Below are 26,965 nucleotides of genomic sequence, written 5' to 3' on the forward strand. Positions count from 1 at the left end.
CCTCCTGATCAGTTCCTGAGCGGCTTGCCTGTCTCCAGCATATGGCGGATGCGGGCGACCGTGGCCGGCGTTTCGAGCAGGTCGAGGAAGGCCTTGCGCTCCAGCGCGGTCAGCGCATCCTCGCCGATGGTCGTGCCGGCGGCGGCATCGCCACCGGTCAACACGCGGGCGAGCGCTGCGCCCACCACCCTGTCATGCGCCGTCACGCCCTCGGCATCGAGCGCCGCCGTCAGGGCCGCAAAACCCTCCGCGCCGGTGATCGTCACTGCCCTCGGTGCGGGAGGTTCGTAGCCGGCTAAAAGATCGCGCGCGCGGGCTTTGGCGTCGGCGATCAGCCGCTCGCGGTTCATCGTCACGCCGTCGGTGGCCCTCAGAAGCCCGAGATTGCGGGCCTCATAGGCGCTCCCCGAAGTCTTCGCTCCGGCGATCAGGTCGAAGGCGGCTTTGGCGGCGTCGAGCGGCGGCAGGGTTTCGGAAAAGCGCAGCAGCATTTCCTTGCAGCCGCCCCAGCCGGGAATGAGGCCGATCTTCGTTTCGACGAGACCGATGGAAAGCTCGGCATGGGCCTGCACCGCGGCCGAATGCAGGGTGATTTCCGCGCCACCGCCGAGCGCCAGTCCCGAGGTGGCGCTGACGACCGGAAAGGGCGCGAACTTGAGTGCCCTGAAGGTCTGCTGGCCCCTGTCCACGAAACGGCCGAGCGCCTCGCGGCCTTCCGTTTCGAAAAGGGAGAGGAACTGGCGCAGGTCGGCGCCGGCGCTGAACGGGTCGGCATCGCCGCCGATCACCAGAGCGCCGAAATCCTTTTCCACGGCGTCCAGCGCCGCCACAACGGCATCGAGCGCCGCCGGGCTGAACGTGTTCATCTTGGTGCGAAGCTCGAGGCCGGCGACGCCGTTGCCGAGATCCCAGAGATTGGCTGCCTCGCCACTCATGACCGGCGCGGTGGAAAGCTTCAGGGCGGCGAGCCTGACGACGCCCTCCGGCACGTCGATCTCATGCCAGTCGCCGTCCGTGCCGAGATGAACGGCCTTGCCGTCGCGCACGCTGTAGAAGCTGCCGGCTCTCGCCGCTGCGGCGAGATAGGCGGGCACCGGCACGCCAAGCGTTTCGAGCTTTCCGGCGAGCCATCCGGGACCGAGCCTGTCAATCAGTTCGAACGGGCCGGACTTCCAGCCGTAGCCCGTCCGCATCGCCTCGTCGACGGCCTGCGGCGTGTCGGCGATTTCCGGCACGAGGGCTGCCGCATAGGCGAGCGTCTTGCCCATGACGATGGCGGCGAACCGGCCGCCGGGGCTGTCATGGTCCATCAGTACCCTGGCATCGCCCTTCGCGGCGGCGAGCGCTGCGGAGGCGAGCGCCTGCATCGGCCGGTATTCGCCGGTCGCAAGGTCGGTGATCTCGCGGCTCTTGCGGTCGGCGGAAAGCTTCACGAAGCCCGCGCCGCTTTTGCGGCCCAGCCGGTTCTCCGCAATCATCCGGGTCACGAGCGGTGGTTCGGCGGCATAATCCTGCATCGGGTCGGTGGCCGGCAGCGCGCCCTGAAGGCTTTTCAGGATGGTCGCCATCAGGTCGATACCGACCAGATCGAGCAGGCCGAAAATGCCGGTCGAGGGAATGCCGAAGGGCCTGCCGATGATCGCGTCCGCTTCCTCGACCGTCAGGCCGCGCGCAATCGCCTCGTTTTCCGCCACCATCATCCAGTAATTGCCGATGCGGTTGCCGATGAAGCCGGGCGTATCCTTGGCAAGGACGACCGCCTTGCCGAGCCGCCGGTCGGCGAAATCGGCGATTGTCGCGCGCGCATCCGCCCGCGTCCTGCCGCCGGCCACCAGTTCGAACAGCCGCATGCGGCGCGGCGGGTTGAAGAAATGGGTGATGAGGAAATCGTCCGCGAACCGCTCCGGCATGCCCTCCGTCAGCCGGGCGAGCGGAATGGTGGAGGTGTTGGACGAGACGATGGAGCCCGGCTTGCGCACCGCTTCCAGCGCCCTGTAGAGCCCCTGCTTGATCTCCGGCTTCTCGGCGATGGCCTCGACGATCCAGTCGGAATCGGCGGCGAGTGCAAGGTCGGTAACGGACGAGCCCGTGCGGATGTGCGCGGCGAAGGCGGTGTCCATGAAGCCCCCGGCCTTGAGCTGGCGCGCGACACCAGCTTCCGCGAGCTTCGCATCCATGTCGAGCAGGGTGACGGACACACCGGCATTGGCGAGATGGGCGGCGATGCCGGAGCCCATCGTGCCCGCTCCGATGACGGTGGCTTTCTCGATCGTGGTCATGGTGCCTCACATGTTCGGATAGTTCGGGCCACCACCGCCTTCGGGCGGCACCCAGGTGATGTTCTGCGCCGGGTCCTTGATGTCGCAGGTCTTGCAATGCACGCAGTTCTGCGCGTTGATGACGAAGCGCGGATCGCTCTTCGCCGCCTCGTTCCCGTATACCACCTCATAGACCCCGGCGGGACAGTAGAGACGCGCCGGCTCGCCATAAAGCGGCAGGTTCTTGGCGACGGGAATCGAGGGATCGGCGAGCTTCAGGTGCACCGGCTGGTCTTCCTCATGCGCGGTGTTCGACAGGAACACGGATGACAGCCGGTCGAAGGTGAGCTTTCCGTCCGGCTTCGGATAGGAAATCGGCGCCACCTCGGAAAGCGGCTTCAGGCTGGCGTGATCCGGCTTCCGGTGCGCAAGCGTGCCGAACGGCGAGGCCTTGAACAGGGTCTGGCACCACATGTCCAGTGCGCCGAACGCCACGCCGGGCACGGTGCCGAAGCGCGACCAGAGTGGCTTGACGTTGCGCACCGGCTTCAGGTCCTGCCCGATCACGGATGCCCGCCATCCTTCCTCGTAGGTGTCGAGCCTGTCCTGCGCCCGGCCCGCCGCCAGCGCTTCGGCCACGGCCTCCGCCGCCTGGATGCCGGAATGCACGGCGTTGTGGCTGCCCTTGATGCGCGGCACGTTCATGAACCCGGCGGCGCAGCCGATCAGCGCCCCGCCGGGAAAGACGAGTTCGGGAACGGACTGGAAACCGCCCTCGGTCAGCGCGCGGGCGCCATAGGCGATGCGATTGGCCCCCTCGAACGTATCGCGGATCAGCGGATGCGTCTTGAAGCGCTGGAATTCGTCGAAGGGCGAAAGCGTCGGGTTCTTGTAGTCGAGATGGACGACGAAGCCGACCGCCACCAGCCCGTCGTCGAAATGATAGAGGAAGGAGCCGCCGCCGGTGCCGTTGTCGAGGGGCCAGCCGAAGGAATGCTGCAACAGCCCCTTGCGGAATTTTTCCGGCGCCACCTGCCACAGTTCCTTGAGGCCGATGCCGTATTTCTGCGGGCTTTTGTCCTTCGAAAGAGCGAAGCGGGCGATCGCCTGCTTGGAAAGGCTGCCGCGCGCGCCCTCGGCCAGCAGAGTGTAGCGGGCGCGAAGCTCCATGCCGGGCGTATAGTCCGGCTTCGGTTCGCCGTTTCGGCCGACGCCCATGTCACCGGTGGCGATGCCCGCCACCGCGCCCGCCTTGTCGTAAAGCACCTCGGTTGCCGCGAAGCCGGGATAGATCTCGACGCCGAGCGCCTCGGCCCGGGCCGCGAGATAGCGCGCCACATTGCCGAGCGAGCCGACGAAATTGCCGTGATTGTTCATCAGCGGCGGCATCAGCGCGTTGGGAAGGCGAATGCCGCCCGTTTGCCAGAGAAGCTGGAAGCGGTCCTCCATCACTTCCGTCGTCAGGGGCCGGTCCGGATCGCTGCGCCATTCCGGCAGAAGCCGGTCGAGGCCCGAGGGGTCGATCACCGCGCCGGACAGGACATGCGCGCCGACTTCCGAGCCCTTTTCCACCACGACGACCGACGCGTCCGGCTGAAGCTGCTTCAGGCGGATCGCCGCGGCAAGCCCCGCCGGACCCGCGCCGACGATGACGACATCGAAATCCATGCCCTCGCGGGTCTGTTCCTCGCTCACGCCCGATCCTCCGCTCGTGGTTCCTCCCTGCCCTTGTTTGTATATCAAACGGTTGTTACAGTTTGCAAGAGGCGAAAGAGCGGATATGGGAAGGAAGAACGGCGCAGGACATTTTTCCGGCCACGGCAAAACGCGGCGGCGGCCCGTGTTCGGACGAGGGCAGTTCCCGCAAAAGTGTGAAGCGGTTTTCCATCGGGAATTGCGTAAGAAACGAAGAGTAGGAGCTTCGCGATTCGGAGAAACGCGCAAATGCTCTCTGGAGGGATGATGGCATCGGCGAGCGACGGCAAGGCGACGGAGACAGGCGCGGCGCGGCCCGGCAAGGGGCTGTTCCGCAACGAGGCGAGCGAGCGCTATCAGGAGATCCTGGAAGCCGCCGCCGCCCTGTTTGCCGAGCGCGGCTATGCGGCGACCTCCGTGCGCGATATCGGCGAGCGGGTCGGCCTGCTCGGCGGCTCGCTCTATCACTACATCAAGTCCAAGGAAGCGTTGTTCGTGAAGATCCACGACACGGCGCTGGACGTGGCGGCGGAGCGGCTGGAGGAGGCGATATCGGGCGTGACCGACCCCTGGGAAAAGCTGGAGGCCGCCTGCGTCCGCATGCTGGAAATCCAGCTCGACCCGCATTCGATCACCATGCCGCTGATGAACGATTTCCAGTCGACGCCTCTGGAGGTGCGCGAGCGGCTGGTGGCCCGCCGTGACGTCTTCGAGCAGACCTTCCGCGACCTGGTCGACGACCTGCCGCTCGATCCGGCACTCGACCGCGGCATCTATCGCTTGCTGCTGTTGACATTGCTCAACAATATCAGCGGCTGGTATCGCCAGGGCCGGCTGACGCCCGCCGAGATCGGGCGCCAGATCGTGCTGGTGTTCCGCCACCAGGCCGGCGGCTGACAGTCTATCCTACGCTGCAACCTTCCTGCCCGGCATGCGGCTGCGCACGATGACGACGATGGCGCCGATCAGGATCGTTCCGACGATGAACAGGAAGGCCGACGAGGCGATGGCCGGGCTGATGTTCTCGCGGATGGTCGAGAACATCTGGCGGGCAAGCGTGCGCTGGCCGGGGCCGGCGACGAACAGCGTCAGCACCACTTCGTCTAGCGACGTGGCGAAGGCGAGCACCGCGCCGGTCAGCACGCCCGGCATGGCGAGTGGAAAGGTCACGCGGCGGAACACGGTGGCCGGCGATGCGCCGAGGCTGGCCGCGGCGAGTTCCACGCGCTTGTCGATGCCCGCCAGCGCCCCCGCCACGCTGATGATGACGAAGGGGATGGCCAGCACCGTATGGGCGATGATGACCGCCGAATAGGTGTTGGCAAGGCCGAGCCCGGACAGCAGGATCTGCATGCCGATGCCCAGCACCACGGCCGGAACCACCATCGGCAGCATGAACAGCGTCCGCAGGACACCGCCGATGAAGGGCAGGCGCTGGCGCAGGCCCAGCGCGGCCAGCGTGCCGAGCGTGGTGGCCAGGAGCGTCGTGCCGCCGCCGATGATCAGACTGTTGATGATCGCCCGCCGCCAGGCCTCGTTGTTGACGAGCTCCTCGAACCACCGCAGCGAGTAGGAGGGGACGGGGTAGACGAGAAGCGCGCTCGAGGTGAAGGCGAGCGGCAGGATGACGAGCAGCGGGATGACCAGAAAGGCGACCATCAGCGCCGCGAACAGGACCTGGACCGTCTTGACCGGCATCATGCGCTCCTTTCGCGTCCGCCCGACAGCCGTTCGTAGACGGCGTAGAGCAGGATGGTGATGACGAGGAGCACGAGGCCGAGTGCGCTCGCCATGCCCCAGTTGGCCGTGTTCGTCGCATAGAAGGCGATGAAGTAGGAAATCATCTGGTCGCCCGCCCCGCCGATCAGCGCCGGCGTGATGTAATAGCCGAGCGCCGACATGAAGACGAGCAGCGAGCCCGAAAGGATGCCGCGCAGGCTGAGCGGCAGAAGCACGCGCGTGAAGGCCCTGAGCGGATGCGCGCCGAGCGAGGCCGCCGCCGGCATCAGGTTCTTGGGGATGGTCAGCAGCACGCTGTAGATCGGCAGCACCATCAGCGGAAGCTGCACATGGGTCATGGCGATGACGACGCCGGTGCGGTTGAAGATCAGCGCCAGCGGCTCGTTGATGAAATTGAGGGTGAGCAGCAGTTCGTTGATCAGGCCCCTGTCCTGCAACAGCATGAACCAGGCGGCGGTGCGGACCAGAAGCGAGGTCCACAAGGGCAGCAGAACGGCGGCCAGAAGCACCTGCCGCTGCCATCCTGACGTGGCGGCGATCAGCAGCGCGTAGGGATAGCCGACAGCCAGGCAGAAGAAGGTGACGAGCGCCGAAATCCAAAGCGTCCGCGTGAAGATCGCCTGGTTGATCGCCGCGTCGGGCGGCTGGGAGACGATGGCGCCGGAGGCATCGCGGGTCAGGTCGACGGCGGCGAGGAGATAGCGGTCGGTGATCGGCGACAGCGCTTCCGCGATCGCCGTCCAGAACGGCGGCTGCGCCCATCTCGCGTCGAGCGCCAGCAGATCGACGGGGCCTTCGCCGGTTTCCGCGGCGGCCCTGATGGTCTTCGACATCAGCGTGCGGAAGCCGGACTGCGCGCTGTTGAGGCGGCGCACCATGTCGCCCACCGCCGCCTGGTCGCCGGTTGCGGCGCGCAGGTCGTCTATCAGCGCCTGCTGGAGTTCGGGGGACGGTTCGGACGTGCCGTCCCACGCACCGATCGCCTCGGCCGTGCGCGGCAGGATATGCAGCACGGCAGTGTCGGAAACCGACTGTTTCATGACGCTGACGAGCGGCCAGACGAAGAAGAGGGCGATGAAGAGGAACAGCGGCGCGACCAGAAGAAAGGCGCCGGCCCGGCGTGAAAGGGCGCGTTTCGTCATGGCAGGACGACCTTGCAATCCACCGGGCGGAACAGCGCGTTCACTTCCGTGCCCTTCGGCCATTCGGCCGATTTGCGGTCGAGCCGGGCGACATAGGTCGCTCCGGCGCCGTCCTCCAGCTGGAGACGGATGTGATCGCCCTGGTAGACGCTGTCGGCGACCCGGCTCGCCAGTGCGTTGGCGGAACCCGCCGACAGCATGGCGTCCTGAAGCTCGATCCGCTCGGGACGGATGGAGATGAAGACGTTCTGGCCGGGGCTGAGGTCCTGCGTGTCGGCGACGGCGATCGCATGGCCGGACGTCAGCCGCACCAGCGCCTCGCCGGCGCTCGTGCGGTCCACGACGCCTTCGAGAAGGTTGGTCTCGCCGATGAACTCGGCGACGAACCGGGTCTTCGGCTCGTCGTAGATTTCGCGGGGGCTGCCGATCTGCTCGATCTTGCCCTTGTTGAACACGGCAATCCGGTCGGACATGGTCAGCGCCTCCGACTGGTCGTGCGTGACGAAGACGATGGTGAGGCCGAGACGGTTGTGAAGGGCGCGGATGTCGAGCTGCATCTGCTCGCGCAGCTGCTTGTCGAGCGCGCCGAGCGGCTCGTCCATCAGCACCACGCGCGGTTCGAAGACGAGCGCGCGGGCGAGCGCCACGCGCTGCTGCTGGCCGCCGGAAAGCTGCGTCGGGCGGCGCTCGGACAGGTGCCCGAGCTGAACCATGTCGAGCGCGCCTGTCACGCGCTTTTCGATCTCGGCCCTGGAGACGCCGCGCATCTGGAGCGGAAAGGCGACGTTTTCGCCGACGCTCATATGGGGAAAGAGTGCGTAGTTCTGAAAGACGACGCCCATGTCGCGCTTGTAGGACGGGACGTCGTTGACGGCGCGGCCATCCACGAAAATCCGGCCTTCGGTCGCGTCCTCGAAGCCGGCGAGCATCATCAGAAGCGTGGTCTTGCCCGAGCCGGAAGGGCCGAGAAGGCTGACGAATTCCCCCTTGGCGATATCGAGTTTGAGATTGTCGACCACGCGCACCGGGCCGTAATTCTTGCTGACGCTGTCGAAACGTATGCGGATGTCCACCAAGGCCGATTTCCCCGATTGAATAGCACCGGCGGCCCGGACGAAAGGCGCCCGGGCGGCGATTGCCTCCCGCCGGCAGCGGCGCGGGCCGCTACCGGGGGAGTGCGCAACGATGTGGTTACTGGGCGAGCCAGGCGTTGAAGCGCTCGGTCAGCGCCTCGGAATTGTCGATCCAGAAATCGACATTGAGCGGCAGGGCGTGCTCGAGGTTTTCCGGATAGGTCGGCAGGTTCTTCTGCACGTCTTCCGGAATGGCTGCGGCGGCCTTCTTGTTCGGCACGCCGTAATCGACCTTGAGCGGCAGCTTGGCCTGGTTCTCGGCCTGGCTGGCGAAGGCGATGAAGTCCAGCGCCAGATCCTTGTTCTCCGCGCCCTTGAGGATGACCCAGCTATCGACGGCATACATGCTTTCCGGCCATACCAGCCTGAAATCCTTGCCTTCGGTCTTGTTGATGCCGGTGATGCGGCCGTTGTAGACCGAGGTCAGGGCGACTTCGCCGGAGGCGAGGAACTGCACCGGCTGGGCGCCCGATTCCCACCAGACGATGTTCGGCTTCAGCTCGTCGAGCTTCTTGAAGGCGCGGTCGACGCCCTCCGGCGTGGACAGGACGTCGTAGAGTTCGTCCGCCGTCACGCCGTCGGCGAGCAGGGCGAATTCGAGATTGTACTTGGCACCCTTGCGCAGCGAGCGCTTGCCCGGATATTTCGCCGTATCCCAGAAATCGGCCCAGTTCTTCGGTCCGTCGGCGATCTTGCTGCCGTCGTAGCCCATTGCCATCGACCAGTAGATGACGCCGGCGCCGCATTCGGAAACGGCGTCCTCGAGGAACTCGTCCTTGACGCCGATCTTGTCCCAGTCGAGCGTTTCATAGAGGCCGTCGGCACAGCCGAGCGCCAGTTCTTCGGCTTCCACCTGCACGACGTCCCAGTTCGGCGCGCCGGCCTTCAGCTTGGCCTGGAGAACGCCGTAGCCGCCATCCCAGCTTTCCTGGATGAAGGGCTTGCCGACCTTTTCGGAAAAGGGCGTGAAGTAAACCTCGTCCTGGGCGGCCTGGCCCGCGCCGCCCCAGCCGACGATGGTCAGGTCGCGCGCCGCTGCCGGCAGGGCGGTGGCGAGAACGGCGATTGCCGCCCCCGCGAGAATGGTTGTACGCATGGTCTTCATTCGGTAGTTCCCCTTTTTGCTTCGTCCGGCTTTTGCCGGCCCGTTTGATGAAATGTCCGCGGCGGCCGGCGCCCTTGCGCCTCTATACGTGCTGGCCTCCGTTGATATGGATCTCCGCGCCGTTGATGTAGGAGGATTCCGGCGTGCAGAGGAAATAGATGGTGCGGGCGACTTCCGCCGGCGTTCCCAGCCGGCCCATCGGCACCTCGGCCTCGACCAGCTTGTCGGTGCCCGGCGAAAGGATCGAGGTCTCGATCTCGCCCGGCGCGATCGCATTGGCGCGCACCCCGCGCGGGCCGAATTCGTGGGCGAGTTCGCGCGTCAGCGACGCCAGCCCCGCCTTCGAGGCGGCATAGGCGACGCCGGCGAAGGGATGGACGCGCGAGCCGGCGATCGACGTCACGTTGACGATCGAGCCCTGCGCCTTCTCAAGTTCCGGCAGGAGGCCGCGGGCCAGAAGCGCGGTCGAGACGAGATTGACGTTCAGGACCCGCGTCCACACGTCCGCGTCGGAGCCGATGACGCCGAGACGGCTGCCGCCGGGACCCTTGGGCGAAATGCCGGCATTGTTGACGAGCGCGTGCAGTTCGCCATCCGGCAGGCGCGAGCGCACCTCGGCGATCAGGTCGTCGATCGTGTCGAGATTGGCGAGGTCGGCCTGGATGTGGCTCTCGCGCGCCGACGGCCAGCGGCATTCCTCGGAAAAGGGTTGGCGGGAAACGGTGAAGATGCGCCAGCCATGTGCCTGGAAAAGCTTGACCGTTGCATGGCCGATGCCGCGGCTAGCCCCGGTTAGAAGCATGAACTTGACTGACATTTCATCACTTTCGGAGCGTGCTAAATTTGTGTGCATATTATTATTCGCGTAGCCCAATGCAAGCGGGTTTCCATGAGTTTTTCACATCGCCGCGGTGAGTTTCCGTGCGAAGGTGCGGCCGCGCCCGCCGCGCGGTCGCCGCCGGTGCGGCCTTGTGCTTGCAATGAAGGCGAAACCGGCGTATAAGACATGCAAATTCTTGATCGTTGGATGAAGAGTGGGCCCGCCGGACCCGCTCTTTTTTGTTGCCGCGATCGGACCCGGTGCGGATGTCGGACCGGATTGTCCCGGAGGTTTGAGAAGTGTCTGATAACAATGTGGCTGCAATCGGCCCGGAGCCGAGGCTGATCGTCGAGACCGGCCTCGACCGGCGCATTGCCGAGATCATCGAGCCGGTTCTGGAGGCGATGGACTTCCGGCTGGTGCGCGTGCGCCTGATGAACCAGAACGGCCAGACCCTTCAGGTCATGGCCGAAAAGAACGACGGAACCATGACCGTGGAGGATTGCGAAGCCGTTTCGATGGCGATCTCACCGGTTCTTGATGTGGACGATCCGGTTCCCGGAGCGTATCATCTGGAAGTGTCTTCGCCGGGCATCGATCGTCCGATGGTCCGCAAGTCGGACTTCACGCGCTGGCAGGGGCACATCGTCAAGTGCGAGACCTCCGTGATCGTGGAGGGCCGCAAGCGTTTCCGGGGCCGCATCGCCAGCGCCGACGACACCGGTTTCACGGTGGAGCGCAGCGATATCGCCTATGGCGAGAACCCGGTCGTGACCGTGCCCTATACGGCTCTGGCCGAAGCCAAGCTGATTTTGACCGACGATCTGATCCGCGACGCGCTGAAGGCCGACAAGCAGGCCCGCGAAGCCGCGAACCAGAACGAAGAAGCGGACGAAACCGATTGATTTTTGAGGCGCCGGCCCAAGCGTCCCGGCAAGAGACGGAGTGAAACGAAATGGCAGTCAGTGCGAACAGGCTTGAGCTTCTGCAGATTGCGGACGCCGTTGCCCGCGAAAAGGTGATCGACCGCGACATCGTGCTCGCCGCGATGGCGGACGCCATCCAGAAGGCGGCGCGCTCCCGTTACGGCAGCGAGACCAACATCCGCGCCGACATCAACTCCAAGACCGGCGAAATCCGCCTCCAGCGTCTCCTCGAAGTGGTCGAGACGGTCGAGGACTATTCCACGCAGATCGCGCTGGAACTCGCCCGCGACCGCAACCCGGAAGCCAAGATCGGCGATTTCATCGCCGATCCGCTGCCGCCGATGGATTTCGGCCGCATTGCCGCCCAGTCGGCCAAGCAGGTCATCGTGCAGAAGGTGCGCGAGGCCGAGCGCGACCGCCAGTTCGAGGAATTCAGGGATCGCGTCGGCGAGATCGTCAACGGCACGGTCAAGCGCGTCGAATACGGCAACGTCATCGTCGATCTGGGCCGCGGCGAGGGCATCATCCGCCGCGACGAGATGATCCCGCGCGAGAACTTCCGCTACGGCGACCGTGTCCGCGCCTATGTCTATGACGTCCGCCGCGAGCAGCGCGGTCCGCAGATCTTCCTGTCGCGCACCCATCCGCAGTTCATGGTGAAGCTGTTCACGATGGAAGTGCCGGAAATCTACGACGGCATCATCCAGATCAAGTCGGTCGCCCGCGATCCGGGGTCCCGCGCCAAGATCGCCGTCATCTCGAACGACTCCTCCATCGATCCGGTCGGCGCCTGCGTCGGTATGCGCGGTTCGCGCGTGCAGGCCGTCGTCGGCGAGCTTCAGGGCGAGAAGATCGACATCATTCCGTGGAGCCAGGACCCTGCCTCCTTCATCGTCAACGCCCTCCAGCCGGCCGAAGTCTCCAAGGTCGTTCTCGACGAGGACGCCGAGCGCATCGAGGTGGTCGTTCCCGACGAGCAGCTTTCGCTGGCCATCGGCCGCCGCGGCCAGAACGTGCGCCTGGCCTCCCAGCTCACCGGCTGGGACATCGACATCATGACGGAGCAGGAAGAGTCCGAGCGCCGCCAGAAGGAATTCAACGAACGCACCGCACTGTTCATGACGGCGCTCGACGTCGACGAGATGGTCGGCCAGGTTCTGGCCTCGGAAGGCTTCGCCGCCGTCGAGGAACTGGCCTATGTCGATTCGGACGAGATCTCCTCCATCGACGGTTTCGACGAGGAGACCGCGTCCGAGATCCAGACCCGCGCCCGCGAATATCTCGACCGTATCGAGGCCGAGATGGATGCCCGGCGCAAGGAACTCGGCGTGGCCGACGAGCTGAAGCAGATCGACGGCATGACATCGCAGATGATGGTCGCCCTCGGTGAGGACGGCATCAAGACGATCGAGGATTTCGCCGGCTGCGCCGTCGACGACCTGACCGGCTGGACCGAGCGCAAGGACGGCGAGACGAAGAAGTTCGAGGGCCTGTTCTCGAAGTTCGACGTGTCGCGCGTCGAGGCCGAGAACATGATCCTCCAGGCGCGTCTCGCCGCCGGATGGATCACCGAGGAGGAGCTTGCCCAGGACGGTGCCGAAACCGTCGAGGGCGACGCCCCCGCGGAAGAATGAGCGGGCCCGGCCCAGAGGCGGAGGCTGCGGATGACGACATGGAGGCGCTGGTGAACGGCCGCCTCTGCATCGTCACCCGGCAGAGTGCTCCGCCGGAAGGTCTGATCCGCTTCGTTGCCGGGCCGGACGGTTCGGTGGTTGCAGACCTGAAGCGCAAGCTTCCGGGACGCGGCTGCTGGGTCACGGCGAACCGCGCGACGATAGAAACGGCCCTGGCGCGGAAGCTCTTCGCCAGGGCGCTGAAGGCCGATGTCACGCCGGCGCCGGATCTGGTCGATCGGGTCGAGCGGCTGCTGGCCGCCGATCTGGCGAGCATGATGAGCATGGCGCGCAAGGCGGGCCAGTTCGTCATGGGGGCGACGAAGGTGGAGAACGCGGTCCGTTCGGGCGCGGCGCTCGCCACCTTCCATGCCCGTGACGCCGCGCCCGACGGCGTCCGCAAGATCGACCAGGCGCGCAAGGCCTTCGCTCTGATGAGCGATGAAGACGAAATACCGTCCTTTTTGCTCCTCACGCGGGAGGAAATGGACGTGCTGATGGGCCAGAACGCGTTTATCCATGCCGCAGCGCTTGCAGGGCAGGCGGGTGAGGGTGTAGTGAAGCGCGCAACAGCGCTTGTCGGTTTCCGCGATGGCGGAAAAGACAACCGGATTGGCGGCCGTGGCGGCCGGTCCTCGCGATGAGACGGGTACGGGCGGCAGCTCGTCATCCATCTCAGGAATTTGATTGAACGACGGGGTCCGGTCCCAATCCGGCCTTGTCTGAAGGAACGGAAACGGAATGACCGACAACAAAGACGACAAGACCCTTGGCATATCCGGCAAGAAGACGTTGACGCTGAAGCCATCGGGGCTCGCGCAGGGCACGGTGCGCCAGGACATGGGCCGAGGTCGCACCAATTCCGTCGTGGTCGAGACGGTGAAGCGTCGCACGACGCGCCCCGTGGAGGCGCCCAAGCCGGCCGCCCCCGCGCCGGCCGCACCGGCGCCCGCGGCGAAGACACCGGAACCCGTGGCCGCCCGTCCGGCCCAGCCGGCCCAGCCGCCGCGCATTCACCAGCCCGTGCAGCAGCGCCCGTCCGGCGGCCATCCGCAGCGCCACGACCGCCAGGATCGCGACCACCGTCCGCGCGGCGGCCAGCCGTCGCATGGCGGCAGCCTGTCCGCCGGCGAAATGGAAGCCCGCCGCCGTGCCCTGATCGAAGCCCAGGCCCGTGACGCCGAGGACGCCCGCCGCCGCGTGGAGGAGGAAGCTCGCCGCCGCGTCGAGGAAGAAGCGCGCGCCGTAGCCGAAAAGGAAGAGGCGGCCCGCCGCGCGGCGGAAGCCGCCGCAGCGCCGGCTGCCGCTTCGCAGGCGCCCGCCGCCCCGGCTCCGGTGCAGCATCCCGCCGACGCGACGCCCGCCGCCGCCCGCAAGCCCGACGCCCGCCCGGCAGCCCCGGCTGCGGTCGTGGCCGGCCGCGGCCGCAAGACCGGCGACGACGAGGACGAGGACCGCGGCGCTGCCCGCAGCAGCCCGGCCCGCGGCAAGGTCGCCGCACCGGCTCCGGCCAAGGTTCCGGCCCGCCCGAAGGGCGAGGAGGACCGCCGCCGCGGCAAGCTGACGGTAACGGCCGTCAGCGGCGAGGACGACGAGGGTTCGTCGCGCGGCCGCTCGCTTGCCGCCATGCGCCGCCGGCAGGAGAAGTTCCGCCGCGGCCAGATGCAGGAGCCGCGCGAGAAGCTCACCCGTGAAGTCGTCCTGCCGGAAACCATCACCATTCAGGAACTGTCGCAGCGCATGTCCGAACGCGCCGTCGACGTCATCAAGTACCTGATGAAGGAAGGCCAGATGATGAAGCCGGGCGACGTCATCGACGCCGACCTCGCTGAAATCATCGCCGGCGAATTCGGCCACACCGTCAAGCGCGTGTCCGAATCCGACGTCGAAACCGGTATCTTTGGAGTGGAGGACCGCGACGAGGACCTCGTGTCGCGTCCGCCGGTCGTCACCATCATGGGCCACGTCGACCACGGCAAGACCTCGCTGCTCGACGCCATCCGCAATGCCAACGTGGTCGCGGGCGAAGCCGGCGGCATCACGCAGCACATCGGCGCCTATCAGGTCGAACAGCGTGGCCAGAAGATCACCTTCATCGACACGCCCGGCCACGCCGCCTTCACGGCCATGCGTGCCCGCGGCGCGCAGGTGACGGACATCGCCATCCTCGTGGTCGCGGCCGACGACAGCGTCATGCCGCAGACGATCGAATCGATCAACCACGCCAAGGCGGCGGGCGTTCCGATCATCGTGGCGATCAACAAGATCGACAAGCCGGCGGCCAACGCGCAGAAGGTCCGCACCGAACTGCTCCAGCACGAGGTCTTCGTGGAATCGATGGGCGGCGACGTGCTCGAGGTGGAAGTCTCGGCCAAGGCCGGCACCAACCTCGACAAGCTGCTCGATGCGATCCTGTTGCAGGCCGAAATCCTCGACCTCAAGGCCAACCCGAACCGCTCGGCGGAAGGCTCGGTTGTCGAGGCCAAGCTGGACCGCGGCCGTGGTTCCGTCGCGACGGTCCTCGTCCAGAAGGGCACGCTGAAGCCGGGCCAGATCATCGTCGCCGGCGATGTCTGGGGCCGTGTGCGCGCGCTGGTCAACGACAAGGGCGAGCATGTGAAGGAAGCCACCCCGGCCATGCCGGTGGAAATCCTCGGCCTGTCCGGCACACCGCAGGCCGGCGACAAGTTCGCCGTGGTCGAGAACGAGGCCCGCGCCCGCGAGATTTCCGAATATCGCCTGCGTCTGGCCCGCGACAAGGCCGCGGCCCGCCAGTCCGGCTCGCGCGGCTCGCTCGAACACATGATGACCCAGCTCCAGACCTCCGGCATGAAGGAGTTCCCGCTGGTCATCAAGGGCGACGTGCAGGGTTCGGTCGAGGCGATCAATGCCGCGCTCGACAAGCTCGGCACGGACGAAGTCCGCGCCCGCATCGTCCATTCGGGCGTCGGCGCGGTCACGGAAACCGATATCTCGCTGGCCGAGGCATCGAACGCCGCCATCATCGGCTTCAACGTCCGCGCCAATGCGCAGGCGCGTGCCGCAGCCGAACGCACCGGCACGGAAATCCGCTACTACAACATCATCTACGATCTGGTGGATGACGTGAAGGCGGCCATGTCCGGCCTGCTCTCGCCCGAGCGCCGCGAAACCTTCCTCGGCAATGCCGAAATCCGCCAGGTCTTCAACATCACGAAGGTCGGCAAGGTCGCGGGTTGCCAGGTCACGGAAGGCAAGGTCGAGCGTGGCGCCGGCGTCCGCCTCATCCGCGACAACGTCGTCATCCACGAAGGCAAGCTCAAGACGCTCAAGCGCTTCAAGGACGAAGTGGCGGAAGTGCATGTCGGCCAGGAATGCGGCATGGCCTTCGAGAACTACGAAGACATCCGCGAAGGCGACACGATCGAGTGCTTCCGCGTGGAGCACATCACCCGCACGCTGTAACAAGCCGCGGCATCGAGAAAAAGCGATCTGGCGGCGGGCGCTGGTTTTCCAGCGCCCGCTTTGCCGAACGCGTTTGTTTCCCAGGTTCCATCCCTGAAGGACGAGACCATGACCAGACCCACATCCTCCGCTCCCTCGCAGCGCATGCTGCGCGTCGGCGAACAGGTTCGCGCCGCCATCACCCAGGTGCTCCAGCGCGGCGAGGTGCGCGATCCGCTGATCGAAAAGACGGTGATCTCCATTTCCGAAGTGCGCATGTCGCCGGACCTGAAGATCGCCACCGCCTATGTCACGCCGCTCGGCGTCGCCGACCACAAGGCCGTCATCGACGCGCTGAACCATCACGCGAAATATATCCGCGGCCGTCTCGGCCCGCAGCTTCGCCAGATGAAATACATGCCGGAAGTGCGGTTCCGCGACGATACGAGCTTCGACAACTACAGCCGGATCGACGCGCTGCTGCGCTCGCCGGAAGTGGTGCGAGACCTCGATCACGACGACAACGAAGACAAGCAGTAAAGAAGCCATGTCGAAACCCCGCAAACCCAAGGGCCGTGCCGTTTCGGGCTGGCTGATCCTCGACAAGCCGGTCGATTTCGGCTCCACCGAGGCCGTTTCCAAGATCAAGTGGCTGTTCAACGCCCAGAAGGCCGGCCATGCCGGCACGCTCGATCCGCTCGCCTCCGGCATGCTGCCGATCGCGCTCGGTGATGCGACCAAGACCGTCCCCTATGTCATGGACGGCCGCAAGATCTACGAATTCACCGTGAGCTGGGGCGAGCAGCGCACCACGGACGATCTGGAAGGCGAGGTCGTCGCCTCCTCGGACAAGCGCCCGGCGAAGGACGAGATCGTCGCGCTTCTGCCGAAATATACCGGCACGATCAGCCAGATTCCGCCGCAGTTCTCGGCGATCAAGATCGACGGCGAACGTGCCTACGATCTCGCCCGCGACGGCGAGGCGGTGGACATTCCCGCCCGCGAGGTCGAAATCTACCGGCTGAACCTCATCGGCTGTCCGGATGAAAACACCGCCCGTTTCGAGGTCGAATGCGGCAAGGGCACCTATGTCCGGGCGCTCGCCCGCGACTTCGGCCGCGATCTCGGCTGCTACGGCCATATTTCCGATCTGCGCCGCACCTTCGTTGCGCCCTTTGCCGAGGAAGCGATGGTGCCGCTGGCCGATCTCGTCGCGTTGGAAGAAATCGAGGACCGGGACGAGCGCCTTGCCGCCCTCGATGCGTTCCTGATCGATACCGGCGAGGCGCTTTCCGCTCTGCCGCATCTGGCGGTTTCGGAGGATCAGGCCCACCGCCTGCGCATGGGCAATCCGATCATCCTGCGCGGCCGTGATGCGCCGCTTTCGGCCGAGGATGCCTGGGTGACGGCGCGCGGCAGGCTGGTCGCGATCGGCGAGATCGCCGGCGGCGAATTCCGCCCGAAGCGCGTTTTCGGCGGATAAGGCGCGGCCGCGTCAATCGCCCGGCGCGGCAAGCTGCTCGGCAAGGGCGGCGAACAGTTCGGCGACCCTCGTTTCGTCGATGGTTGTGTCGCTGTTGACGGTGAGCGAAACGCAGCGGCTGCGCCTGTCGTGGCCGGTCAGCGCGGCCGTCAGGTTGAGAACGCCGGCCTCGCTGCCGCCCTTGAAGGCGACGCCGGCCCATCGTCCGGCGTTGACCGGGCCGGGATTGAGGGCGAACACATCCGCCTCGCGAACGGAAAGGGCCAGTTCGCACAGCGTTGCCGCATCGACATACCATTCGACGCCGGGCGTGTGGTGAACGCTTGCCCGCACCGGGTCCGGCAGCGGGCGTCCCGCGAGGCCCGCGAGGATGTCCGCGCGTTCGGCAGGGTTCTCGCGGTAACGGGCGGCCAGCGCGCCGTCGGCCTTGAGCGTGAAGAAGGCCCGCGTGGTCGGCAACGCGTCGAGGCCGAGCGTTTCGGCGATCCGTTCCGCCCCGAGCACGCGGATGAGCACATCGGTTGCAGTGTTGTCGCTGTTTGCGATCATCGCCGCGGCCAGCGTGTGCAGCGTGAAGGGAGAGCCGTCCGGATAGCGCTGGAGCGTGCCCGAAGGCAGGGACTTGTCCTGCGCTTGTAGCCGCACGACATCCTCCCATTTGCGTTTGCCGACCGCGATGTCGTCGATAAGCACTTTCAGGATGCCGAGCTTGAAGGCGGAACCGACGGCCAGTTTTTCCCCGCCGTTGCGTCCGTGGAGGACCGCGTCGCCGCTCCGCACGAGATAGGAGACGGTTCCGGGAAGTTCGGATATCGCCGCCAGCGTTTCGGTGATGTCGCCGCCAAGCGGCAGGGCGGCGCGGAAGAAAAGCCCGGTGATGCGGCCTTCGGCATCGAGCGCGATCTCGACGGGAATGCGGTGGCTTGCGGTTTCGATCGCATAGCCGCCGGCCTCTTCACGGACGGCGGCCGCGGGGCCGTAGCGCGCCCGCATGCTTTCGACGATCTCGGCGATCTGCGCCAGCGGCACGGCTTGCAGGAACCCCTCCGAGAAACGGGCGCCGGCCGCCGCCGGATCGGCATAGACGGCCTCTATGGTTTCGACTTCGGCCTCGCCGGCCGATGCGGGCAGGACCGCACCGCCGATCAGGCCGGCCGAGAGAGCCATTGCACGGCAGGCTGCCGAAACGCGGGCAGTGAGACTTTCTGTGGGCATGGCGGCATAATGCCCGCTCGCCGATGGGGGTGCAAGTCCGCGCGGCCTGCTCTGCGCCTGCCTTTCATGCCGGCGGTTTCGCATGTTTTTGCGCGATCCAGTCGCTCGGCGTCGCGCCGGTCACGCGCAGAAATTCCCGGTTGAAGTTCGATTTCGTGTTGAAGCCGCTGTCCAGCATGGCGGCGGTCACGTTCGCGCCCGTCGCAAGTCGTGAGCAGGCATGGCGGATGCGAAAGCCGTTGATGAAGCGCGAGACATTCTCGCCGGTCGCCCGGTTCACCGCCGCCGAGAGCCGTTTCGCCGGCACCCGCAGCCGCCGGGCGAGGCGTGCCAGCGTCAGGTCCGGATCGAGGTAAAGCGCGTCCTTTTCCATGAGGCTTTCCAGCGCGGCAATCAGCGTCGTGTCGGGCTCGCTTGCCCCGGCCGGCGCTTCTTGCGGTGCATCCTCCCCGCCGTCGAGGCTCTGCGAGAGGCTGAGCGCGCCGATGGCGAGAAGCCAGAGCGAGGAACCGAGGCTGACGATCAGCGGTGCGAGCCAATGCGCGCCCGCGGCGTGCGAAAGGGCGATCAGCACGTCGCTCAGCGCCGAAAGGATCAGGGCGGCGGCGATGGCGCGCCAGACGAGCGCCGGAAGGTCCCCGGCCTCCAGTTTCGCCAGCGGCAGGCTGTCCGTCCCGGGGCGCAGCGCGACGAGGATCGCCGCGCCGTAGACGGCGAAGGTGCCGGGCACCACGACGTCGAGCGCCGGGGAGGCGAACAGCACGCAGAAGGCGGTGAAGGCGGGAGCGGCGAGGTGAACGAGGTCGCGGCGCGGATCGGGGGCGCGAATGGCGGTCGTCTGGAGCGTTACCCAGGCGAGCGGCGGTATGACGGTCGCCGTCACCGGCTGCACGGCGAGAAGGCCGTTCAGGCCGTAATGCTGGCAGAGCGAGACGACGACGCCTTGCAGGGCGCAGGCGGCCAGCAGCGCCAGGAACAGCCGTGGGCGGTCGCGCCGCACCCAGGCGCGGACGAACAGGAAGCCGAGGACCAGCGAGACGATAAGCGGAATGGGCAGGGCGATCATGGGGCACCGTTCGATTTGCTGCGCACGCTTGTGGTCCTCGATCCGGTTTCAGGACGCGGATTTCTACAAACCGGGCGTATCGGCATCGGCGTCGATGTTCAATCCCGAAAGGACCGCCCCATGAAACGCCTCCTGCTCGCCGCCTGCGCGACCGCCTTGCTCGCCACCTCCACCCTTGCCGATCCGCTGCCGGGCTACGACCGTCTCGACATCGAGGCTCCCCACCGCGCAGCCCCCGTTGCCGCCTCGCTCTGGTATCCCGCCGGAGAGACCACCTATCGTGTCCCCATCGGCGAAAATGCCATCTTTTACGGCACTCCGGCCTATATGGGCGCGGCCATCCGCGAGGGACGCCATCCCCTCGTTCTTCTCTCGCACGGCTCCGGCGGCAACATGGACAATCTCGGCTGGCTGTCGTCGCGGCTGGCGCTGAAGGGCGCGATGGTGCTCGCCGTCAACCATCCCGGCTCCACCTCCGGCGATTCCTCGCCGCGCCGTTCGGTGCGCCTCGCCGAGCGGGCAGCGGATCTGACGGCGGCGCTGGACCAGATCCTGAACGATCCAGACCTCGCCAGATATATCGACCCCTCGCGGATCGCCGCGCTCGGCTTTTCGCTCGGCGGCGCGACGGCGCTGAACCTTGCAGGCGCAAGGGCCGACAGGAGCCTTTACGCGCGCTATTGCGAACGCTTTCCCGACGCGGCCGATTGCGTCTTCTTCGGCGTGAGCGGCGGCGTCGATTTTTCCAGCCTGCCGGATGCCTTCTCGGACGACAGCCGCGATCCGCGCGTCACCGCCGCCATCGCCGTCGATCCCGCCATCACCTATGCGATGACGCCGGAAAGCGTGAAGGCGATGAACCTGCCGGTGCTGCTGGTCAATCTCGGCGGCGACGATCTCCTGAAGGCCGTCGACGTCAGCGCGGCCGGCAGCGGGCTTGCGGGGGCATTGCCGCAGGCCGAATACGCCCGCTTTGCACCGGCCAATCACTTCACCTTCCTCGGCCTCTGCAAGCCGGACGGCGGCAGGGTGCTGGCACAGGGGGGGGAAGACGCGATCTGCGACGATCCGCAAGGGGCGGACCGGGCGGGCGTCCACGAGGTGATCGCCGAAAGGATAGCGGCCTTCCTGCGTCTGTAAGGCCTCGCGGTTTGGCTCTTTCCTTCCGGGTCGAAATGCACTATATGCGGCGCCAGCAGCAGGCTTCGCCTTGCGTGCGTTCATGGCCAAGGCTGGACGACATCCCGGCTTCTGGCGTCCCTCAAGATCCAGCATATGAAAGGATTGTCCGATGTCGATCACTGCTGAGCGCAAGGCTGCCCTCATCAAGGAATACGCAACCGCCGAAGGCGACACCGGTTCGCCGGAAGTCCAGGTCGCGATCCTGACCGAGCGCATCAACAACCTCACCGAGCACTTCAAGGGCCACAAGAAGGATAACCATTCCCGCCGTGGCCTCCTGAAGCTGGTTTCGAGCCGTCGTTCGCTTCTCGACTATCTGAAGAAGAAGGAAGAAGGCCGTTACGCCAAGCTCATTGCGAGCCTCGGCATTCGCCGCTAAGCTCTTCCGGCAGACGCCGATAACCGGCGTCTGCCGCCTCTTTTCCGGGCCCTGTCGGGTTCGTGCCGTCCCGGTCTGAAGCCGGAACGGATTGCGCCGAAAAGCGCCGCCATCCGGGCGGACATGATTTCGGCGCGTATCAAGGCGTCCGCCGCAGGCGGAGGCCGGGGTGAACCGGATGGGCCGGTCGCCCGTTTCAACCGATGACCTGTCATGGGGCAGGATTGCCGGATGCTTGTGCCCGCGCGGCGCGTCTTTGAAGCCTCCCGCTGTCTTGCCCGTGATGCGTCACAATCGCGGCATGCTCCCTTGCCCCTTTCGAGGGCGGGGCTGTCGCAGTTTCAAGGACAAGATATGTTCGACGTTCACTCTGTAGAAATCGAATGGGCCGGCCGCCCGCTGAAGCTGGAAACGGGCAAGGTCGCCCGCCAGGCCGACGGTGCGGTGCTTGCCACCTATGGCGAGACGGTCGTCCTCGCCACCGTCGTTTCGGCCAAGTCGCCGAAGCCGGGCCAGGATTTCTTCCCGCTCACCGTCAACTACCAGGAAAAGACCTACGCCGCCGGCAAGATCCCGGGCGGCTACTTCAAGCGTGAAGGCCGTCCGAGCGAAAACGAGACGCTCGTTTCCCGCCTGATCGACCGCCCGATCCGCCCGCTCTTCCCGGAAGGCTACAAGAACGACACGCAGGTCGTCGTCACCGTTCTCCAGCACGACCTCGAAAACAACCCCGACATCCTGGCCATGATCGCGACCTCGGCGGCTCTGACGCTGTCCGGCGTTCCCTTCATGGGCCCGATCGGCGGCGCGCGCGTCGGCTACATCAACGGCGAATATGTTCTGAACCCGCATCTCGACGAGATGCCGGAAAGCGCCCTCGACCTCGTCGTCGCCGGCACGCATGACGCCGTGCTGATGGTCGAGTCCGAAGCCCGGGAACTGCCGGAAGACATCATGCTCGGCGCCGTCATGTTCGGCCACCGGGGTTTCCAGCCGGTTCTGGACGCGATCATCCGCCTCGCCGAAGTGGCCGCGAAGGAACCGCGCGATTTCCAGCCGGAAGACTTCTCCGCGCTCGAAACCGAAATGCTCGGCCTTTTCGAAGCCGAACTGCGCGACGCCTACAAGATCACCCAGAAGGCCGACCGTTACGCCGCCGTCGACGCCGTCAAGGCCAAGGTGAAGGCCCGCTTCCTGCCGGAAGAGGGTGAGGCGCAGTACACGCCCGAGGAAGTCGGCGCCGTGTTCAAGCACCTCCAGGCCAAGATCGTCCGCTGGAACATTCTCGACACCGGCAGCCGCATCGACGGCCGCGATCTGAGCACCGTCCGCCAGATCGTCGCCGAAGTCGGCGCCCTGCCGCGCACCCACGGCTCGGCCCTCTTCACCCGTGGCGAAACGCAGGCCCTCGTGGTCGCGACGCTTGGCACCGGCGAAGACGAGCAGTACGTCGATTCCTTGACCGGCATGTACAAGGAAAACTTCATGCTGCACTACAATTTCCCGCCCTATTCGGTCGGTGAAACGGGCCGCATGGGCTCCCCGGGCCGCCGCGAGATCGGTCACGGCAAGCTTGCCTGGCGCGCCGTCCATCCGATGCTGCCGACCGCCGAGCAGTTCCCCTATACGCTGCGCGTCGTCTCGGAAATCACCGAGTCCAACGGCTCGTCCTCGATGGCCACCGTCTGCGGCACCTCGCTGGCGCTGATGGATGCGGGCGTGCCGCTGGCCAAGCCGGTCGCCGGCATCGCAATGGGCCTCATCAAGGAAGGCGAGCGCTTCGCGGTTCTCTCCGACATCCTCGGTGACGAAGACCATCTCGGCGACATGGACTTCAAGGTGGCGGGCACGGATGCCGGCATCACCTCGCTCCAGATGGACATCAAGATCGACGGCATCACCGAAGAGATCATGCAGGTTGCGCTGACGCAGGCCCGCGGCGGCCGTCTGCACATCCTTGGCGAAATGGCCAAGGCCATCACCGAAAGCCGCTCGCAACTCGGTGAATTCGCACCGCGCATCGAAGTGATGAACATCCCGGTCGACAAGATCCGCGAAGTCATCGGTTCGGGCGGCAAGATCATCCGCGAGATCGTTGAGAAGACCGGCGCCAAGATCAACATCGAGGACGACGGCACCGTCAAGATCGCCTCTTCCTCCGCCAAGGAGATCGAGGCGGCCCGCAAGTGGATCCACTCCATCGTCGCCGAGCCGGAAGTCGGCCAGATCTACGAAGGCACGGTCGTCAAGACCGCCGATTTCGGCGCCTTCGTCAACTTCTTCGGTGCCCGCGACGGCCTCGTCCACATCTCGCAGCTTGCCGCCGACCGCGTCGCCAAGACGACTGACGTCGTCAAGGAAGGCGACAAGGTGTTCGTGAAGCTCATGGGCTTCGACGAGCGCGGCAAGGTCCGCCTGTCCATGAAGGTCGTCGACCAGGCGACCGGCAAGGAAGCCGCCGCCAAGAAGGACGAAGGCGAAGCCGCCGAATAACCGGCCCGCCTTATGAATGAACAGGCGCGGGATTTCGGTCCCGCGCCTTTGTCGTATCTGTATCCTGCTGCTGGAGGCTGCGATGTCCCGCGATGCCCTGAAGACCCTGTTTCATCCTTTCGCCGCCGAGGTGCTTCCGGCACCCGCCGCGGGCGAACGTTACCTGTTTCTCGGGGCCGAGGCGGGGTTCCGGCTACCGGATGGTTTCGAGGCCGGCCTCGACTGCGTGCAGGGGTTCCGCCCCTTCTGGCTGCCGCTGGAAAAGGCCGGCTTTGCGCCGAAGCCGGTCGTGGAGGGCGATGATTACGACGGCGCGCTGGTGCTGGTCGGCAAGCACAAGGGCGAGAACGAGAACCGGGTCGCCGAGGCGCTGAAGCGCGTCCGCGCCGGCGGTGCCATCGTCGTCGCCGGTTCGAAGGAAGACGGCATCCAGTCGCTGCGCAAGACGCTGGAACGTCTTGGCCTGCTGACGGATCACATGCCCAAGTATCACGGCGTCGCGCTGATCCTGCGCCGGCCGGACGATATCGCGCCGGCGCTCGCCGTGCTGTCCGCCCGCCCGGCGACGGTCGAGAACCGCTTCACCGCCGCGCCCGGCATGTTTTCCCACGACCGTGTCGATGCCGGTTCGGAACTGCTGGCAAGCCGCCTGCCGGCGGGCTTCGACGGCAATGCCGCCGATTTCGGCGCCGGCTGGGGCTATCTTTCCGTCATGCTGGCGGAAAAGGCGCCTTCTACCGCGCGTATCGACCTGTTCGAGGCCGATTACGCGGCGTTGCAACACGCCAGGGCCAATCTCGCCGCCAATTGCCCGAACCTCACCGCACGCTTCTTCTGGCAGGATCTCGGCACCGAGCCGCCGAAGGAAAAATACGATCTCGTCATCATGAACCCGCCCTTCCATGAGGCGCAGGCCGCCGAGCCGGCACTCGGGCAGGCCTTCATCCGCACCGCCGCGGCGGTGCTGCGCCCGGGCGGCGAACTGCTGCTGGTCGCCAATCGCGGCCTGCCCTACGAGCCGGTGCTGAAGGAGAATTTCCGCGAGAGCGGCGAGGTCTGCCGCAACGCCCGCTTCAAGGTTCTGCAAGCCCGCAAGTAGGCGCGCGGATCTGTCGCGATTGTCCCGATCGCTTTGCGGGTTCGGGAAAGGCCCGTCGGCCTTACGGAAACCATTTTGTGAATCCATTCCCACGTCCGGAAGCGTCCGGGCGGCTGTCGGGACGCGCCGTCCCGATCTTTCTATCGACAAGCGCGAATGTCATGTTAACATCATCCGACATTAACTTGATGTCAGGCGCCATAGTATGACTCATTCTCCGGATCTCGAGGATATCACCGTCATCGCCGGCGTCGCGTCCGCCATTGCCGTGCATGCGCGCAGTTACGGCATCGATATCAAGCCGATCTGCGATGCGCTGGACATCGATCCGGCGATCTTCCAGGACATGACCGCACGCGTCAGCCTCGATCGCGTTTGTCGTCTGCTGGAAGCTTGCGCGCTGCTGGCGAACGACGAGGCCTTCGGCCTGAAATGCACAGACGTGTACGAGCGCGGTGCAAGCGGCCCGTTCGGCTATGGCCTGATCGTCGCGCCGGATGTCCGGTCGCTGGTGGATTTCCTGGAGGCGCATGTGCCCGGCGCGACGTCGTCCAGTTATTTCGCCCGGGAAACGACGGACCGGGGCGTGACGCTGCGGCTGACCTTCTCGCCGCTCGTCGTCAAGCGGGATCAATATGTCGATATGGCGCTGGCGATGATCATGGCGCGCGTGCGCGAGATCATCGGCGAACGGGCGTCGCTGATCGAGATCGAGCTGGAACGGCCGAAGCCGCGCGAGCCGGCGATCTTCCAGCGCTATCTGTCGGACCGGCTGACCTTTTCGAGCCGGATCAACAGCCTGATCTTCCCGCACGAAATCCTCGATGTGGTCAATTCGCGCGGCGACAGCCGGCTGTTCACCCTGATGGACATGCAGTGCCGTAGCCTCTATCCCGCGCGTTCGGCCTCGCAGGAGGAATTCGTGAGTGCGGTGCGCGAATATCTCCAGCTTCGCATCGCAGAGGCGGAATTGTCGCTGGCCGATGCGGCCCGGCATTTCGATCTTTCGGAACGCACGCTGCAACGGCGTCTGGCGGAGCGGGGAACGAGCCTCAACGATATCCGTGACGATATCCGCCGCGAGATGAGCCTGACCCTGCTCCGGGAGAGCGACCTGCCGATCGCCGAAATCTGCTACCGGCTCGGCTATTCCGCGCCCAGCGCCTTCAGCCGTTCGGTCACGCGCTGGTTCGGAGCCTCGCCACGCGCCGTGCGCAACGGCAAGGCGCGCTGAGGGCCGGGGAAAGGCGCCCCGAAACGAAACCGCCCGCCGGAGCCCGGCAGGCGGTTGTTCTGTCCGTATGTCGGTGACGGGATTGCCGTCTTTACTCGGTATCGACGTTCTTCAGCACTTCCAGCGGCGGAACCGAGGTGATGTTGAAGCCGCCGTCGACGTAATGGACTTCGCCCGTCACGCCGTTCGACAGGCGGCTGAGCAGATAGAGCGCCGAGCCGCCGATGTCCTCGATGGTCGCCGTGCGGCGCAGCGGCGCGTTCTTCTGGTTCCACGAATACATGGCGCGGGCATCGGCGATGCCGGCGCCGGCCAGCGTGCGCACGGGGCCGGCCGAAATCGCGTTGACGCGGATGTCGTTCGGGCCGTAATCGGCGGCCAGATAACGCATGGAGGCCTCGAGAGCCGCCTTGGCGACGCCCATGACGTTGTAGTTCGGGATGACGCGCTGCGAGCCGTTGTAGGTCAGCGTCAGGATCGAGCCGCCCTCGTTCATGATCGCCGCTGCCCGCTTGGTGACTTCCGTGAAGGAGAAGCAGGAGATGATCATGGTGCGGACGAAATTGTCGCGCGTCGTGTCGGCGTAGAGGCCCTTCAGCTCGTTCTTGTCGGAGAAGCCGATGGCATGCACCAGGAAGTCGATCTTGCCCCAGCGGGCCTCCAGCGCGGCAAAGGCGGCATCGACGGATGCGAGGTCCTCCACGTCGCAGGGCAGGAGGAAGTCGGAACCGACTTCCGCGGCCAGCGGCTTGACGCGCTTGCCGAGCGCCTCGCCCTGATAGGTGAAGGCGATTTCCGCGCCTTCCGCGGCAAGCGCCTTGGCGATGCCCCAGGCGATGGAGTGATTGTTGGCGACCCCCATGATGAGGCCGCGCTTGCCGTGCATGATACCCGTCATG

Annotated in this window: 22 protein-coding genes; 12 read left to right on the top strand and 10 right to left on the bottom strand. The window is 66.0% G+C overall.

Features of this window, described 5'->3' with window-relative positions:
• Window positions 1–8: 8 nt before the first annotated feature.
• Together NOF55_RS00460 and NOF55_RS00465 are read right to left on the bottom strand one after the other, a co-directional pair.
• A complete protein-coding gene (locus tag NOF55_RS00460; RefSeq protein WP_306409355.1) occupies window positions 9–2,279 on the bottom strand; it encodes a 3-hydroxyacyl-CoA dehydrogenase/enoyl-CoA hydratase family protein in 2,271 nt (756 codons plus the stop codon).
• Window positions 2,280–2,285: 6 nt separating this feature from the next.
• On the bottom strand, window positions 2,286–3,926 hold the full coding sequence (locus NOF55_RS00465) for an electron transfer flavoprotein-ubiquinone oxidoreductase (protein ID WP_306410158.1): 1,641 nt from the start codon (window positions 3,924–3,926) through the stop codon (window positions 2,286–2,288).
• A gap of 276 nt (window positions 3,927–4,202) precedes the next feature.
• On the opposite strand from NOF55_RS00465, the gene NOF55_RS00470 reads away from it, so the two are divergent.
• Window positions 4,203–4,850 (top strand): TetR/AcrR family transcriptional regulator, encoded by a 648-nt coding sequence (locus NOF55_RS00470; protein ID WP_306409356.1) that lies wholly within the window; start codon window positions 4,203–4,205, stop codon window positions 4,848–4,850.
• Between the two features lie 9 nt (window positions 4,851–4,859).
• On the opposite strand, the gene NOF55_RS00475 is transcribed toward NOF55_RS00470, so the two are convergent.
• The 5 genes from NOF55_RS00475 to NOF55_RS00495 all read right to left on the bottom strand — a co-directional run bounded on the left by NOF55_RS00475 (window position 4,860) and on the right by NOF55_RS00495 (window position 9,890).
• Window positions 4,860–5,651, bottom strand: a complete 792-nt coding sequence (locus NOF55_RS00475; RefSeq protein WP_306409357.1) for an ABC transporter permease — start codon at window positions 5,649–5,651, stop codon at window positions 4,860–4,862.
• On the bottom strand, window positions 5,651–6,835 hold the full coding sequence (locus NOF55_RS00480; protein WP_306409358.1) for an ABC transporter permease: 1,185 nt from the start codon (window positions 6,833–6,835) through the stop codon (window positions 5,651–5,653). Before NOF55_RS00480 ends, NOF55_RS00475 begins: the two co-directional genes overlap by 1 nt.
• Complete coding sequence (locus NOF55_RS00485; protein WP_306409359.1) at window positions 6,832–7,911, bottom strand: ABC transporter ATP-binding protein; 1,080 nt, start codon at window positions 7,909–7,911, stop codon at window positions 6,832–6,834. Before NOF55_RS00485 ends, NOF55_RS00480 begins: the two co-directional genes overlap by 4 nt.
• A gap of 115 nt (window positions 7,912–8,026) precedes the next feature.
• Entirely contained in the window at window positions 8,027–9,073 is a 1,047-nt protein-coding gene (locus NOF55_RS00490; RefSeq protein ID WP_370868851.1) for an ABC transporter substrate-binding protein, read from the bottom strand.
• 82 nt (window positions 9,074–9,155) lie between these two features.
• Window positions 9,156–9,890, bottom strand: coding sequence for an SDR family NAD(P)-dependent oxidoreductase (locus NOF55_RS00495; protein ID WP_306409360.1), 735 nt, complete (start codon window positions 9,888–9,890; stop codon window positions 9,156–9,158).
• Window positions 9,891–10,192: 302 nt separating this feature from the next.
• Between NOF55_RS00495 and rimP the strand changes: the two genes are divergently transcribed.
• From rimP to truB, 6 genes are all read left to right on the top strand, one after another.
• Window positions 10,193–10,798, top strand: a complete 606-nt coding sequence (gene rimP / locus NOF55_RS00500; protein ID WP_306409361.1) for a ribosome maturation factor RimP — start codon at window positions 10,193–10,195, stop codon at window positions 10,796–10,798.
• 50 nt (window positions 10,799–10,848) lie between these two features.
• Window positions 10,849–12,453 carry a transcription termination factor NusA gene (gene nusA, locus NOF55_RS00505; RefSeq protein ID WP_306409362.1) on the top strand — a complete coding sequence of 535 codons (1,605 nt, stop codon included), beginning with the start codon at window positions 10,849–10,851 and terminating at the stop codon, window positions 12,451–12,453.
• Window positions 12,450–13,136, top strand: a complete 687-nt coding sequence (locus NOF55_RS00510) for an RNA-binding protein (RefSeq protein ID WP_306409363.1) — start codon at window positions 12,450–12,452, stop codon at window positions 13,134–13,136. Before nusA ends, NOF55_RS00510 begins: the two co-directional genes overlap by 4 nt.
• Window positions 13,137–13,233: 97 nt before the next feature.
• The gene (gene infB / locus NOF55_RS00515) at window positions 13,234–15,936 is read left to right on the top strand and encodes a translation initiation factor IF-2 (RefSeq protein WP_306409364.1); all 2,703 of its coding nucleotides are present in this window, start codon (window positions 13,234–13,236) and stop codon (window positions 15,934–15,936) included.
• Window positions 15,937–16,044: 108 nt separating this feature from the next.
• On the top strand, window positions 16,045–16,455 hold the full coding sequence (rbfA, locus tag NOF55_RS00520; protein WP_306409365.1) for a 30S ribosome-binding factor RbfA: 411 nt from the start codon (window positions 16,045–16,047) through the stop codon (window positions 16,453–16,455).
• Between the two features lie 7 nt (window positions 16,456–16,462).
• On the top strand, window positions 16,463–17,398 hold the full coding sequence (gene truB, locus NOF55_RS00525; RefSeq protein ID WP_306409366.1) for a tRNA pseudouridine(55) synthase TruB: 936 nt from the start codon (window positions 16,463–16,465) through the stop codon (window positions 17,396–17,398).
• 12 nt (window positions 17,399–17,410) lie between these two features.
• Here truB and NOF55_RS00530 read toward each other — a convergent pair whose 3' ends face one another.
• Together NOF55_RS00530 and NOF55_RS00535 are read right to left on the bottom strand one after the other, a co-directional pair.
• Window positions 17,411–18,613, bottom strand: a complete 1,203-nt coding sequence (locus NOF55_RS00530; protein ID WP_306409367.1) for a serine hydrolase — start codon at window positions 18,611–18,613, stop codon at window positions 17,411–17,413.
• Between the two features lie 64 nt (window positions 18,614–18,677).
• Complete coding sequence (locus tag NOF55_RS00535; RefSeq protein WP_306409368.1) at window positions 18,678–19,679, bottom strand: helix-turn-helix domain-containing protein; 1,002 nt, start codon at window positions 19,677–19,679, stop codon at window positions 18,678–18,680.
• 120 nt (window positions 19,680–19,799) lie between these two features.
• On the opposite strand from NOF55_RS00535, the gene NOF55_RS00540 reads away from it, so the two are divergent.
• From NOF55_RS00540 to NOF55_RS00560, 5 genes are all read left to right on the top strand, one after another.
• Window positions 19,800–20,819 (top strand): alpha/beta hydrolase family protein, encoded by a 1,020-nt coding sequence (locus NOF55_RS00540; protein WP_306409369.1) that lies wholly within the window; start codon window positions 19,800–19,802, stop codon window positions 20,817–20,819.
• A gap of 151 nt (window positions 20,820–20,970) precedes the next feature.
• Window positions 20,971–21,240 (top strand): 30S ribosomal protein S15, encoded by a 270-nt coding sequence (gene rpsO / locus NOF55_RS00545; RefSeq protein WP_306409370.1) that lies wholly within the window; start codon window positions 20,971–20,973, stop codon window positions 21,238–21,240.
• Between the two features lie 354 nt (window positions 21,241–21,594).
• The gene (gene pnp / locus NOF55_RS00550; protein ID WP_306409371.1) at window positions 21,595–23,733 is read left to right on the top strand and encodes a polyribonucleotide nucleotidyltransferase; all 2,139 of its coding nucleotides are present in this window, start codon (window positions 21,595–21,597) and stop codon (window positions 23,731–23,733) included.
• An 82-nt stretch (window positions 23,734–23,815) separates the two neighbouring features.
• Window positions 23,816–24,832 (top strand): class I SAM-dependent methyltransferase, encoded by a 1,017-nt coding sequence (locus NOF55_RS00555; RefSeq protein WP_306409372.1) that lies wholly within the window; start codon window positions 23,816–23,818, stop codon window positions 24,830–24,832.
• 205 nt (window positions 24,833–25,037) lie between these two features.
• Window positions 25,038–26,066: an AraC family transcriptional regulator gene (locus NOF55_RS00560; protein ID WP_306409373.1), complete on the top strand. Its 1,029-nt coding sequence runs from the start codon at window positions 25,038–25,040 to the stop codon at window positions 26,064–26,066.
• 91 nt (window positions 26,067–26,157) lie between these two features.
• Here the strand turns inward: NOF55_RS00560 and fabI are convergent, their stop codons facing one another.
• Window positions 26,158–26,964, bottom strand: coding sequence for an enoyl-ACP reductase FabI (fabI, locus tag NOF55_RS00565; RefSeq protein ID WP_306409374.1), 807 nt, complete (start codon window positions 26,962–26,964; stop codon window positions 26,158–26,160).
• Between the last annotated feature and the right edge of the window lies 1 nt (window position 26,965).

Origin of the sequence: Ectorhizobium quercum, assembly GCF_026552795.1 — a bacterium.
Classification (GTDB): Bacteria; Pseudomonadota; Alphaproteobacteria; order Rhizobiales; family Rhizobiaceae; genus Ectorhizobium; species Ectorhizobium quercum.